Annotated in this window: 10 protein-coding genes; 2 read left to right on the top strand and 8 right to left on the bottom strand. The window is 68.8% G+C overall.

Annotated elements, in window-relative coordinates:
* Positions 1-80 precede the first annotated feature (80 nt).
* On the top strand, positions 81-1,028 hold the full coding sequence (locus tag HT134_RS39285; protein ID WP_175605564.1) for a helix-turn-helix transcriptional regulator: 948 nt from the start codon (positions 81-83) through the stop codon (positions 1,026-1,028).
* A 9-nt stretch (positions 1,029-1,037) separates the two neighbouring features.
* On the opposite strand, the gene HT134_RS39280 is transcribed toward HT134_RS39285, so the two are convergent.
* From HT134_RS39280 to HT134_RS39245, 8 genes are all read right to left on the bottom strand, one after another.
* Positions 1,038-2,489 carry a non-reducing end alpha-L-arabinofuranosidase family hydrolase gene (locus HT134_RS39280; protein WP_175605563.1) on the bottom strand — a complete coding sequence of 484 codons (1,452 nt, stop codon included), beginning with the start codon at positions 2,487-2,489 and terminating at the stop codon, positions 1,038-1,040.
* A gap of 11 nt (positions 2,490-2,500) precedes the next feature.
* Complete coding sequence (locus HT134_RS39275) at positions 2,501-4,513, bottom strand: RICIN domain-containing protein (protein WP_217708887.1); 2,013 nt, start codon at positions 4,511-4,513, stop codon at positions 2,501-2,503.
* Between the two features lie 439 nt (positions 4,514-4,952).
* Positions 4,953-6,413 (bottom strand): endo-1,4-beta-xylanase, encoded by a 1,461-nt coding sequence (locus HT134_RS39270; protein ID WP_175605562.1) that lies wholly within the window; start codon positions 6,411-6,413, stop codon positions 4,953-4,955.
* A 429-nt stretch (positions 6,414-6,842) separates the two neighbouring features.
* Positions 6,843-7,832 carry an aldo/keto reductase gene (locus tag HT134_RS39265; protein WP_175605561.1) on the bottom strand — a complete coding sequence of 330 codons (990 nt, stop codon included), beginning with the start codon at positions 7,830-7,832 and terminating at the stop codon, positions 6,843-6,845.
* Between the two features lie 32 nt (positions 7,833-7,864).
* On the bottom strand, positions 7,865-9,049 hold the full coding sequence (locus tag HT134_RS39260) for a Gfo/Idh/MocA family protein (protein WP_175605560.1): 1,185 nt from the start codon (positions 9,047-9,049) through the stop codon (positions 7,865-7,867).
* Between the two features lie 69 nt (positions 9,050-9,118).
* Positions 9,119-9,961 carry a carbohydrate ABC transporter permease gene (locus HT134_RS39255; protein WP_246366345.1) on the bottom strand — a complete coding sequence of 281 codons (843 nt, stop codon included), beginning with the start codon at positions 9,959-9,961 and terminating at the stop codon, positions 9,119-9,121.
* A complete protein-coding gene (locus HT134_RS39250) occupies positions 9,954-10,913 on the bottom strand; it encodes a carbohydrate ABC transporter permease (protein ID WP_246366343.1) in 960 nt (319 codons plus the stop codon). Before HT134_RS39250 ends, HT134_RS39255 begins: the two co-directional genes overlap by 8 nt.
* Positions 10,913-12,208 (bottom strand): ABC transporter substrate-binding protein, encoded by a 1,296-nt coding sequence (locus tag HT134_RS39245; protein ID WP_217708886.1) that lies wholly within the window; start codon positions 12,206-12,208, stop codon positions 10,913-10,915. Before HT134_RS39245 ends, HT134_RS39250 begins: the two co-directional genes overlap by 1 nt.
* Before the next feature lie 324 nt (positions 12,209-12,532).
* Here HT134_RS39245 and HT134_RS39240 point away from each other — a divergent pair, with 324 nt between their 5' ends.
* Positions 12,533-13,261: a FadR/GntR family transcriptional regulator gene (locus tag HT134_RS39240; RefSeq protein ID WP_217708885.1), complete on the top strand. Its 729-nt coding sequence runs from the start codon at positions 12,533-12,535 to the stop codon at positions 13,259-13,261.
* Positions 13,262-13,282: the final 21 nt, after the last annotated feature.

Raw genomic sequence — 13,282 nt, 5'->3', positions numbered from 1 at the left:
TCGTCGTCCTCTCAGTGATCCGATGTCGCTACGCTAAAGCCGATAGCGGACGAAATCCGCCCGGATTAAGAGAGTGACCTGTGTCATACCCGGCGACCCGGATGCTGGCCATGCTCGAACTGCTCCAGGCGCACCACGGGCTGGGCGGACGCGACCTGGCGCAGCGGCTCGGCGTGGACGAGCGGACCGTGCGGCGTTACGCCGCCCGGCTGGCCGAGCTGGGCATCCCGGTCGCCGCCGAGCGCGGCCGCTACGGCGGCTACCGGCTGATGCCCGGCTACAAGCTGCCGCCGCTGATGCTCACCGACGACGAGGCCACCGCCGTGGTGCTCGGTCTGCTCGCCGGACGCCGCCTGGGCCTGGCCGCCGAGGCCACCGAGGCCGCCCTGGCCAAGATCCGGCGGGTGCTGCCGGCCACGCTGCGCGAACAGGCCGGCGCGCTGGAGGAGACCCTGGACTTCACCCTCGCCGAACGCGCGGCGCCGACACCCGCCAGCCGGGCGGTGCTGACCCTGGCCGCCGCGATCCGTGACCGCCGCCGGGTCACCCTGCGCTACCGCTCCTGGCAGGGCGCCCGAACCGAACGCGAACTGGACGGCCACGGCCTGGTCTTCCACTCCGGCCGCTGGTACGTGACCGGCCACGACCACCGGTCCGGCGAGATCCGCACCTTCCGCGTCGACCGGATCTCCGCCGTCGTCCCGGGGACGGCCTCCTACGAGATCCCCGAGGAGTCCGACCCGGTGCGGCAGGTGACCGCGTCGCTGGCCCGGGTGCCGTACGCGCACCTCGTCGAGGTCGTCCTGCACGTCCCCCTCGCCGAGGCGTCCCGCCGCGTCCCGCCGTCGGTGGCCACGCTCACCGAGACCCCGGACGGAGCGCTGCTGCGGATGCGGGCCGAGTCCCTGGACGGCATGGCCACGATGCTGGCCGGGCTCGGCTTCCCGTTCACGGTCCGCTCGCCGCGGGAACTGCGCACCGCCGTCCGGCGCCTGGCCCAGCGCCTGCTGGACCAGACGCCGGAATGAGGACCCCCGTCAGCGCTGCAGCGTCAGCAGGCCCGGCCGGTAGGGGAGGAGGCCGTAGTCGCCGCCGGAGCTGGGGCTGCGTCCCTGGTAGAGCAGCTGCAGGTGGCAGGGGTCGACGGTCATGGTCTGATCGGCGCCGGCCCGGACCAGCTCGCCGTGGCTGATGTCGTTGGTCCAGGTCGCGCCGCTGTTGGCCTTGCCGGCGAAGGGGTTGCTCTCCGTCGCGGCCTGCGGCGTCCACGAACCGCCCAGACTGGTGGCCGTGAACGAGCGGAAGTAGCGGCCCTGCGCGCCGATCGCCTCGACGAGCATGAGGTACCGGTTCTGGCCCTGGAGCTTGTAGACCTGGACGGCTTCGAACAGGTTGTTCGTCGTGTCGCTCATGACCACCGTCGAGGTGCTGCCGAAACTTCCCGGGAAGTTCCCGATGGGCATGCTCGCCCGGTAGATCTTGCCGTTGTCGCCGGCGAAGAACAGGTACATGTTCGTGCCGTCACCGATGAGCGTCTGGTCGATGGGGCCCGTTCCGGAGCCCGAGATGCTGCCGGAGAAGAGCACCTGCTGCGCCGACCAGCCGTTCGGGTTGGTCGGGTCGCTGGAGGTCCGGTAGGAGAAGGCGGTGCCGCCCCACTGGTAGGCGAGCACCCAGATGTTCTTCGGGGCGAAGTAGAACAGCGTGGGCGCGACGGTGGAGGACGACATCGTGTTCTGAGCGGCCGAGGCCATGTCGGACCAGTTGGTGAAGGGGCTGAAGCTCATCGAGCCCCACCTGGTGCCCGTGTCGTGCGTCGTGGCGTAGACGAGGTGCCTGCCGTTGTAGGGGGCGACGGTGAAGTCCTTGAGCGAGACCCAGCCCGCCTTCGGGGTCGCCAGCGGGCCCGTCGAGCTCCAGCGGTAGGTGGACGGGAGGTCGCACGTGCCGGGACTGCCGCCGTCGACCGGGACGAGCTGCCACTGCTGGTTGGCGCCGCCCCAGTCGTCGTACTGGACGATGTTGGCGCCGTCGGCGGTGGAGGCGCCCTGCACCTCGAGGGCCTTGCCGCTGTTGCGGTTGATCAGCCGGATGTGGCCGTCGGAGCTGTCGGCGAGTCTCCATTGCTGGTTGGTGCCGTTGCCGTCGGCCCATTGGACGATCGCGCCGCCGTTGGCGGTGGAGAAGTTGTAGACGTCGAGCACTTTGCCGGAGTGGCGGGACCTGATGCGGTAGTAGCCGCCGCCGGAGTCGACGAACTGCCACTGCTGCTGGTTCTGGTTGTTGCGGGTCCATTGGGTGATGCGGCCGCCGTCGGCGGTGGACAGGTTGTAGACGTCCAGGGCCTTGCCGCTGTTGCGGTTGACCAGGACGTACCACGCGTTGGTGTCCACGGTGGCCGCATGGGCGGACTCGGTCTGCAGGGCGACGAACAGGCTCGCCAGTAAGGCGACCACCGTCGCGACGACGGAGAGGGGTCTGGATCTCATCGGGTGCTCCTTCACGGCGTGGTGAGGTCGAAGCGGCGCACGGTCACCGCTCCGCCGAGCGACTGGGTGGCATAGTTGAAGATCCCGAAGCGGTAGCCCATGAAGAACTGCCAGGCGTTGGTCAACGTGAAGGCCGGGCCGAGGCTCACGAAGGTGCTGCCGTCGGTGCTGTAGGAGAAGCGGGCCTGCCTGCCGGACCCCGGCCGGATGTCGGCGGCGACCCGCAACCAGATCCGGCTGCCCGACACGGCCGCGCTCGCCGCCTCGGTGCCGGTGCCGGTGGTCTGCCACGAGCCGTTCATGGTCAGGCCGTTCGTCATCACGACCCGGCTGACGCCGTTGTCGCGCTTGACGCCGATCCAGGCCGACTGGTCGCGCAGCATGGCCAGCCCGGCGCGGTCGCCGTTGGCCATCTGCGCGTGGTCGAGCTCGATCGTCGCCGTCGAGGACGGGCCCTGGATGCGGTGGGTCAGCGTGTTGCGGGCGTTGTAGAGGTCGCCCGTGACGGTCGCGGTCTGCAGGCGCAGGCCGTCGCCGGTGGAGAAGCGGCTGGTGTCGGGGTTGTGGTTCCACTCCCAGCGGGGCGCGAGGCTGCCGGAGGTGAAGGTGTCGGGCCCGATCATGGACGCGACGGTCCGGCTGGTCTGGATGTTCGGCTTCGGGTAGGTGACGCCCCAGCCGCCGTTCACGGTCTGCACGGTCGGCCAGTCGTTGGTCCAGGTGATCGGCGCGAGCGCCGGCATCCGGCCGCCGGGGTAGGCGTCGACGAACGCCATGTAGTACCAAGCGCCGTTCTGGGTCTGGACGAGCCCGCCCTGGTGGGGCACGCCGCCGCCGGAGACGGGCCCGGGCATGTCGAGCAGGACCTGGCGCATCTCGTACGGGCCCCACGGGGAGGTGGAGCGCAGCACGTACTGGCCGTTGGCGGGGCGGGTCAGCCAGATGTAGTAGTAGCCGTTGCGCTTGTAGAAGCGGGAGCCCTCCAGCGTGCCGACGCTGCTCGGAGTCTGGAACACCTGCTGGGAGCGGACCTGGCTGAGCCCGTCGGCCGAGAGCTGGGCCACACTGATGGTGCCGTTGCCGTAGGCGACGTACATGGTGTCGTTCGTGTCGATCAGCAGGCCGGCGTCGTAGTAGCAGTTGTTGATCCGCGAGCGCTTGGTCCACGCCCCGTCGACGGCGGAGGCGGTGTAGACGTAGGTCCGGTTGAACTCGACGCAGCCGATCCAGTAGTAGGTGCTGTTGCTGGTGCGGTAGTTGAAGGCCGAGGCCCAGATGCCCTTCACGTACGCCCGGCCGCCGTTGAGGTCGTAGGCGCCGGAGTCGAAGTCGAGCCTCGGGACCGAGTGGCCGGCGTACTCCCAGTCGACCAGGTTGTAGGAGCGCAGGATCGGCGCGCCCGGCGAGTAGTGCATCGTCGAGGCCGAGTAGTAGTAGGCGTCGCCGACGCGGATGATGTCGCCGTCGGCGAAGTCCTGCCAGACGACCGGGTTGGTGTAGGTGCTGCCCGGGTTCGGACCGCTGCCGATCGGGACGAGCTGCCATTGCTGGTTGGCGCCGCCCCAGTCGTCATATTGGACGATGTTGGCGCCGTCGGCGGTGGAGGCGCCTTGGACTTCGAGGGCCTTGTTGCTGTTGCGGTTGATCAGCCGTAGGTAGCCGTCCGGCGAGTCGGCCAGGCGCCACTGCTGATTGGTGCCGTTGTGGTCGGTCCACTGGACGACGGCGGCGCCGTTGGCGGTGGAGGAGTTGCTGACGTCAAGGACCTTGCCGGAGTGGCGTGACTTGAGCCGGTAGTAGCCGCCGCCGGAGTCCACGAACTGCCATTGCTGCTGGTTGCCGTCGTTGCGGGTCCACTGGGTGATCCGGCCGCCGTCGGCGGTGGAGAGGTTGTAGACGTCCAGGGCCTTGCCGCTGTTGCGGTTGACCAGGACGTACCACGCGTTGGTGTCGACCGTCGCGGCCGACGCCGTGGGCGTGAGGAACACGCCCACGGCGAGCAGGGACGAGAGAACCGCGAGCACGCGCCTCACAGGAACCTCCAGAGCTTGTGGCCGAGGTCGAACTCGTAGGCCGAGGCCGGCGACCGGCCGCAGGCGGGATTGTTAGCGTTAACACGTCAGTGGGCGGCCTGCTCCGTCGAGCGGGTCATCGCGGAGTACATCCGACCGCCCGTCCGGCGTCAACGAAGAGCGTCGTCGTCACGGCCGGGCGTCGCCGCCGGAACGCCTTCCCGCGTGGAGTTTCGGCGTCCAGGAAGATCGTGCCGCAGTGTCCGTGCCCGTGAAAGTTTCACAGCAGCTACCGGTTCGCAACGGGTAACGTGCGAGAGATCGCGCGTTAAGTTGCCGTCCCGAAACCGTGGTCATGCGGATGCACCGCCTCCCGCTCGGGCCGAGCCCGACCTCTCCTGCGGGGAGGGCCTTACCACCCCGCAGGAGAGGTCCACGCGGACGAACGCGGCTACGCGGCGCTCGCGTTGTAGGTCCACTTCTGGTTGCCGCCGCCCCAGCAGCTGTACAGCTGCAGCCCCGTGCCGTTGCCGGTGCCGCCGCCGACGGCGTCCAGGCACAGCCCGGACTGCACGCCCACGATCGTGCCGTCGGAGTTGACGCGCCATTTCTGGTTGTCGCCGCCCCAGCAGGAGTAGATCTGGATCTTGGCGCCGTTGCCCGTGCCCCCGGCGTCCAGACACTTGCCGCCGTACTTCAGCTCCCCGGCCGTGGTCTGCGTCCACTGCTGGTTGCTCTGGCCGTTGCAGTCCCACAGTTGCACCGCGGTGCCGTCGGTGGTGCTGGAGTTGGGCACGTCCACGCAGCGGCCGGAGGCCGTGTTCCGGATCTGCCCCGCGCCGCCCCCGCCGGGCGGCGGCGTCGTGCCGCCGCCGTTGAGCGCGTTGAGCACCGCGGTGTAGGCGGCCTTCTTGTTGCCGTTGCCGTCGAAGAGCAGCGGGGCGGCGCCGGCGCCGAGCCAGGAGTCGCTGTCGCGAACCCCCCAGACCGAGATGCCGGCGCAACGCGGCACCGCCAGGCAGTCGTTGACGACGTTGGCGTACGTGGTGGCCGAGCCGCCCTGGATGTCCAGCTCGGTGATCTGCACGTCGACCCCCAGCGCGGCGAAGCTCTGGAGAGTCGTGCGGTAGTTGCCGGGGTAGGGGCTGTTGCTGTTGAAGTGCGACTGCAGGCCGACGCAGTCGATCGGCACGCCGCGGGCCTTGAAGTCCCTGACCATGTTGTAGACGCCCTGGGTCTTGGCCCAGGACCAGTTGTCGATGTTGTAGTCGTTGTAGCAGAGCTTGGCGGCCGGGTCGGCGGCGCGCGCGGTGCGGAAGGCCACCTCGATCCAGTCGTTGCCGGTGCGCTGGAGGTTGGAGTCCCGCCGGCCGCCGGAGTTGCCGTCGGCGTAGGCCTCGTTGACCACGTCCCAGGCGTAGATCTTGCCCTTGTAGTGGCCCATGACGCCGTTGATGTGGTCGATCATCGCCTGGCGCAGCGAGCTGCCCGACAGTGACTGCATCCAGCCCGGCTGCTGGGAGTGCCAGGCCAGGGTGTGCCCGCGCACCCGCTTGCCGTTCTGCACGGCCCAGTTGTAGACCCGGTCGCCGCTGGTGAACGTGAACTGCCCCCGGTTGGGCTCGGTGGCGTCGATCTTCATCTCGTTCTCGGCCGTCACCATGTCGAACTCGCGGCCGGCGATCGTCGTGTAGGCGGAGTCGCCGAGCCTGCCCGCGGCGATGGCGGTGCCGAAGTAGCGGCCGCTCTGCGCGGCGGCGGCGCCCAGCGTGCTCGCCGCGGCATCGGCCGGAACGGCCGTCGCCATCGCCGTGATCAGGCCGAGTGCGCCGAGCGCGCCGATGACCAGCGACCGGCGGCGCGCGCCGAGCGGCCGCCGGGCGGTAGGCGGGGACATGGCGTTGACACGCATGCTTGAGCCTCCCTGTGCGAATCATGGGGAAAGGATGGTGCGGGACACCCCTGCGGGGCCGACTCCGCGCCCGGTGGGGGAGATCACCTCAGGCACTCAGTGTGGGAATCCGCCCGAAAGTTGTCAATGAACCATGAAAAGTTTCGGCGACTTCACATGTCGCCGCTGGCCGCACCTGGCTCGGCTGGTGCGTCGTGGCCTTGAAACTTTCGGCACAGCTCTCCAGGGGGCTCGGCTGAAACTTTCACGGCGAGGCCGGCGGAGCATGAGGGAGAGGAAGCGCTCCGGGATGACGCCCGCGCCGGACGGCCACGAACCCCGGGCGCGCGAAACAGGGAGGTCAGGCCCGCACGAGGGTGGCCTGGCGTTCGGGAGCCGCGCTCGGGTCGGTCCAGGAGGTGGCGTCGGAGCGGGACCCCCTGGTGATGTCTACTCCGCGGCCGGGAAGGGCAGGTGGCTCGGCAGCAGCCCGGCATCGCGCAGCTCCTGCCAGAGCGCGGCCGGAACGGCCCGGTGCAGCAGGTCGGCGGCGTCGGTGATCTCCGAGGCCGAGCGTGCTCCGATCAACACGCTCGCCACGGCCGTCGGGGCAAGGGCAAAACGGACGGCCGCCGCGCGCAGCGGGATGCCGTGCCGTTCGCAGACGGCCTGCATCCGCAGGGCGCGGTCCACCAGCTCCGGTGCGGCGGTCGCGTAGTCGAAGGTGGCACCCGGCTTAGGGTCGGCCAGCACGCCGGAGTTGAACACCCCGCCCACGATGACCGAGACTCCGCGACGGGCCGCTTCGGGCAGCAGGTCGGCCATGGCGCCCTGGGCGAGCAGGGTGTAGCGGCCGGCCAGCAGCACGGTGTCGATGTCGGTCTCACGGACGAACCGCGTGAGCATCGCGGACTGGTTCATGCCCACTCCGATCGCCCGCACGACGCCCTCCGCCCGCAGCTGTTCCAGGGCCGGGTAGGCGTGGCCGATGGCCTCGGCGAAGTGCTCGTCGGGGTCGTGCAGATGGACGATGTCGACGCGGTCCAGGCCGAGCCGTTCCAGGCTGGCCTCCAGGCTGCGCCGGACACCGTCGGCGCTGAAGTCTCGTACCCGGCGGTGGGTGGCCGGCACGGCGAAGCCGTCGGCGAGGTCGTCCGCGCCCATGTACGGGGCGGGGACGAGCAGCCTGCCGACTTTGGTGGCGACGGTGTACTCGTCTCGCGGGCGGTCGCGCAGTGCGGCGCCCAGACGGCGTTCGGACAGGCCGAGCCCGTAGTGGGGCGCGGTGTCGAACGAGCGGACGCCGGCCGACCAGGCCGCCTGGACGGCCTGGTCGGCGGCCTCGTCGGTCACCGGTGTGAAGAGATTGCCGAGGGCGGCGGCGCCGAACGACAGCCGGGTGACGGTGGCGGTGCTGCGGCCCAGGGACGCATGTCGCATGGCCGTGTCGTCCCGGCGGCCTCCGCGGTCGTTCACGCTTCGCGCTGGCCGTTCGCGAAGTAGGCGGCGAGCTGGGGATCGGTCGGCGGGACGTCGAACGCCCGGCCGTCCTCCCGCAGGGATGCGGTGGCCGCGTATCCCGCCGCGACCGCCTCACGGGCCGCGACCGGGGAGGTGACCGTGGGGGCGCCTTCCCTGACGAAGCGCAGGAACTCCGCCACCAAGTGGGGGTCGGCACCCCCGTGGGTGCCTTCCGGTGTCTCGACGGACACGGTGAGATCGGCGTCCGCGCGATAGTCCGAGCGGCGGTTCCAGACCTTGACGACCGCGCCTTCGGCGTCCCCGAAGTTCTCCAGCCGCCCCTCGGTCCCGATGACCGTGTAGTTGCGCCAGTAGTCGGGCGTGAAGTGGCACTGCTCGTAACTGGCGTGGACGCCGTTGTCCAGCCGCATGTTCACCATGCTGAGGTCCTCGACGTCGACGACCGGGTTCAGTCCGCGCTGGCTGAGCGGCGGCCAGTTGTCCGCGGAAGACAGCCAGTCCGTCATGCGCTCCCCAGCCCGGTCCCGGTCCCGGCGGGAGGTGATGTCACCGTAGACGACCAGACCTCCCAAGGCGTTCACCCGCCTGGTGTACCCCCCGCCGAGCCAGTGGATGACGTCGATGTCGTGCGCGCCCTTCTGGAGCAGCAGGCCGGTGGTGTTGCGCCGGTCGGCATGCCAGTCCTTGAAGTAGAAGTCGCCGCCGTGCCCGACGAAGTGCCGGCACCAGACGGCCTTGACCTCCCCGACGGCCCCGTCGTCGATCAGCTCGCGCATGGCCATGACGACGGGCATGTGCCGCATGTTGTGCCCGACGTAGAGCCGCGTGGCGGACGCCCGCGCCGCGGCCAGGAGACGGTCACAGCCCTCCGTGGTGATCGCGAGCGGCTTCTCCAGGAACACCGGGATCCCCGCCTGGAGGAAGTCCAGGCCGATGGGCTCGTGCGTGTGGTCGGGCGTCAGCACGAACACCCCGTCGAGATCGGCGTCGAGGAGCTCACGATGGTCGGTCACCGTGATCAGGTCGGGTCCGAAGCGTTCCCGGACCCCGGACAGCATGCGGGGATCACGGTCGCAGCAGGCCACCAGCCGCGATCCCTTCCCGGGCCGGTGGGCGAGCTCGGCGAGGCTGCTGCGCACGCCAAGACCGATCACACCAAGCCTGAGGTCGTCCATGCCAGGTCCTTCCATCATCGATCAGCAGGGGTCGGGTGAGTGTCCGAGGGCGATCGTCGCCTGGACGTCTCAGCCCTTGGCACCGGTGAACGCGATGCCCTGGATGAAGTGCCGCTGCAGGACGACGAAGGCGACGATCATCGGTGCGGTCGCCATGATCGAGCCCGCCATCAGCAGCGAGTAGTCGGTGAAATGCTCACCTTGCAGCGTCGCCAGCCCGGCCGACAGCGGCATCGCGCTCGGGTCGGTGGTGACGACCAGCGGATACATCAGGTCGTTCCACGACCACAGCACCGTGAGAATCGTCAGGGCCAGCAGTCCCGGTCTGGCCAGGGGGAGCGCGATGCGCAGGAAGATCTGGAACGCGTTGGCCCCGTCGAGGCGGGCCGCCTCCTCGACGTCGTGCGGCAACGCGAGGAAGAACTGCCGGAGCAGGAAGGTGCCGAACGCGCTGAACATCCCGGGCACGATCAGGCCCTGCAGGGTGTTCACCCAGCCGAGGTCCTGGATGATGACGTACTGCGGGATGAGGAAGAGCTGGCTGGGCACCATCAGCACCGACAGGAAGAGGCCGAACAGCAGCTTGTTGCCCGGAAACCGCATCCGGGCGAACGCGTAGGCCGCCAGGGAGCAGAACACGAGCTGGGCGAGGGTCCGGCCGGCGGCCATGAGCACCGTGTTGAGGAACATCTGCCGGAAGGGCAACTGCTCGAACACGCGGACGTAGTTCGACCACTGCCACCGGTGCGGCAGGAACGTCAGCGGCAGGTGGGTGGTCTCGCTGAACGTCTTCAGCGACGTGAGCAGTTCCCAGACGAACGGCCCGACCATCACGACCGCGCCGGCGATGAGGACGACGTGGGTCACGGCCGTTCGCGCCGAACGGCTGCCGGCCATCGCGCCGTCACGCATAGTGCACCCACCTTCTCTGCAGCCGGAACTGGATGAGCGTCATCGCGAGGATGAACCCGAGCAGGACGAAGGCGACCGCGGCGCCGAAGCCGAGATCATGCTCGACGAAGGCCTTCTGGTAGAAGAGGTAGGAGACCGTGCGGACCCGGGGCAGCGCCGGGTTCGCGGTTCCGGCCGCGGCGCCCGGCGTGCTCATCATCATGTAGGCGAGGTCGAACATCTGCAGCGAGTTGATCACTGTGAGCACCGTGGCGAAGAAGATGCTCGGGCTGAGCAGCGGCACGGTGATGCGGAAGAACATCCTGGCCGGGCCGGCGCCGTCCATCGCGGCGGCCTCGTAGTACATGGTGGGGATGCCCTGGAGACCGGCGAGGAAGATCACCATGTTGTAGCCGAGGGCCATCCAAATGCCGATCGCGGCGACCGCGTACAGCGCCACGGACGGGTCGGAGGCCCAGTGGGGCCCTTGTATGCCCACGACGGACAGCAGCTGGTTGATCAGGCCGTAGTCCCCGTTGTACATCCACCGCCACAGCATCGCGACGGCGACGGGCATGGTCACGACCGGGAGGAAGTACACCAGCCGGTAGATCGACCGGCCCCGTAGCCCGCGCTGGTTCAGTAGGGCGGCGAGCAGGACCGCGAGCGGGATGCCCGCCAGCTGGACGACCGCGTAGAACAGGGTGTTGGCCACGGACTGGAACACCGACGGCTCATCGACCAGGGCGCGGTAGTTCGCCGTGCCGATCCAGGTGTGCCCGCCGAACGGACCCGACCTGGTGAAGCTGAAGTAGAAGGTCTGAGCGATGGGCCACAGGTAGAAGACCGACAGGCCAATGGTCATGGGCGCGACCATGAGGTACGCCCACATCCGCTCGGGCCGGCGGCCGGGCCGGCGGTTCGCGGGGCGCCGCGCCCGGCGCGGCCGGGCCAGGCTGTTCACCGCCGCCATCACTGTTCCTCGCGCAGCGCCGTGTTCATCGCCGTCGCCAGTTCCTTCGCGGCGGCCGCGACGTCCTTGTCACCCGACCACGCGGGCCCCAGGATCGCGGCTTCCTTGGTCATCCAGGCGTCGGTGTTCTTCGAGGCCGGGAACGGCACCGCGTAGGGGAGTTCGTCCAGGAACGAGCGCAGGTGGAACTGGGGCATCGAGGAGACCCAGGCCTCCTGGGTGCCGTTGAAGGCGGGGATCACGGCACCCGTCTTCGCCTGGATCTCGGCCGCCTCCTTCGACCCGAGGAACTCGGCGAACTGCGTCGCCTCCTGGGGATGCTTCGTCTTCGCGTACACCACGTTGGCCAGGCCGTGGATGACCACGGCCCGCTTGGTTCCCTGGGGCAGGACGGCCACGTCCACGTCGTTCTTGATGGTGTCGTTCTTCGAGAATTCGATCGCGTTCCACGACCCGGCGTAGTACATGCCGAACTTGCCCGACTCGAACAGCTGGGCCGGGTAGGTGTCGGTCATCGACTTCACGGACGGCGACACCCCGGCCTTCATCAGGTCGGTCCAGAACTTCAGCCCCGAGATGGTGGCCGGCTGGTCGTAGCCCGAGGACTTCCCGTCGGGCGAGATGACGTACCCGCCCGCCTGGAAGACGGTGTTGTAGAAGTTCTCCTGGTTGAAGGGCGGAGCCAGGATTCCGTAGACGCCCTTGGACGCGTCGGTGAGCTTGCGCGCGGCCGCCGCGACGGTCTCCCAGGTCCAGGTGTCGTCCGGGTACGTGAGCTTGGCGGCGTCGAACAGCTTCTTGTTGTACCAGAGGCCGACGGTGTCGAAGTCCTTGGGGATGCCGTACTGCTTGCCCTGATAGCTGTAGATGGCGGTCAGCGCGGACGGGTAGTTGCCGAGGTCCACCCCGTCGGCCTTGAGCTGGTCCGACAGCGGCAGCAGCATGCCGTTGGAGGCGTAGAGCTGGGCGTGCGGGCCGTTCATCCAGAAGACGTCCGGGGCGCTGCCGCCGGTCGCGTCACCTTGGAGCTTCGTCCAGTACTCCTGGTTCGCGGTGAGCTGGATGGTGACGTGAATGTTCGGGTGCGCCGCCTGGAACCGGTCGGCGATCTGCTGCATGGCCGGCTGCTGGTTCTTGTCCCAGATGCGGTAGGTGAGCTCGATCTTCCCGCCGCTCGGATCATCCGTGCCGCAGGCCGCGACGCCGAGCAGGAGACCCGAGATCGCGACCCAGGACCCCAGACGAGCCCCGCGTCGCCTCCCCTCGGACGGCGTTCCCGACTTAGAACACATCATGCCTCTTCTAACGTTCGACGTTCCGAATAGATCAGATTCTGTGGAGCCCGGTGCGGACTTCGCTGAGACGTCCTGCTGATCAGGGTGGACACTCCCGGCAGGTCATGTCGGGTGTGACGAGTGTGGAGGTGAACGCTCGTCACGTCAAGACCCTAAATCTGATTTGAGGATCATGGATTCAGAGGATAGATACGAAGCATTAGAGGGTTAGAGTGTGGCTGCCGAGAATCGTCTGTGACACCATGAGCCGGCCAGCACAGCACACCGGAGGAAGACTTGAGCCAACCCGAGCGGGGGTCGCGTGTCCCACGAGAGCAGGGAGACGTGGGAGGGTATCGACCCGGTTACGAGATCGCCGCGGAGCGCATCCTCGAATACATCGTCCGCGAACGCCTGGAGCCGGGCGATCGTCTGCCGACGGAGAAGGACCTGGCCGAAGCCGTCCAGATGAGCCGGACCATCGTCAGGGAAGCCGTGAAGATCCTTTCGGCGCTTGGGCGAGTGTCGGTGCAGAAGGGCCGGGGCATCTACATCTCCGAGCCGGAGGGCGCCCTGTGGGAGAAGTCCTTCTCCAGTTTCCTGCCCGCCGACCTCCGGCAGGTCGACGAGATGTTCGAGTTCCGCCGCACCATCGAGACGGCCACGGCGCGCCTGGCCTCACAGCGGGCCAATCCGGCCCAGGTCAAGGCTCTGCGCGAGGCCGCACAGCAGTCGGCGGACGCCGCGGAGAGCGATGACCTGGACGCGTTCGTCCACGCGGATGAGACGTTTCACAAGGCGATCGCCGCGGCGGCGGGCAATGTCTTCCTCGCCGAGACCGTCGTGTCGGTGCAGCGGCTCCAACGGCAGGTCAGCGTCATCGGGCTGGCTGGAGTCGCCGGCGGCTCCCTCAGAGTCGCCGCGGAACAGCACCTGGCCATCAGCGCCGCCATCGCGGCGGGCGACGAGTCGCGAGCCGTCGAGTGCATCTGCGAGCACATCGACACGACCCTGCAGCAGTTCCAGCGGGAGATCCGCCACCGTCTCTTCCCCACCGACGGCTCCACCTCCTGACCGGCGCCAATCCCGACATGA

The sequence above is a fragment of the Nonomuraea rhodomycinica genome (genome assembly GCF_013363995.1).
Classification (GTDB): domain Bacteria; phylum Actinomycetota; class Actinomycetes; order Streptosporangiales; family Streptosporangiaceae; genus Nonomuraea; species Nonomuraea rhodomycinica.
This window is presented reverse-complemented; position numbering and strand designations above follow the sequence as displayed.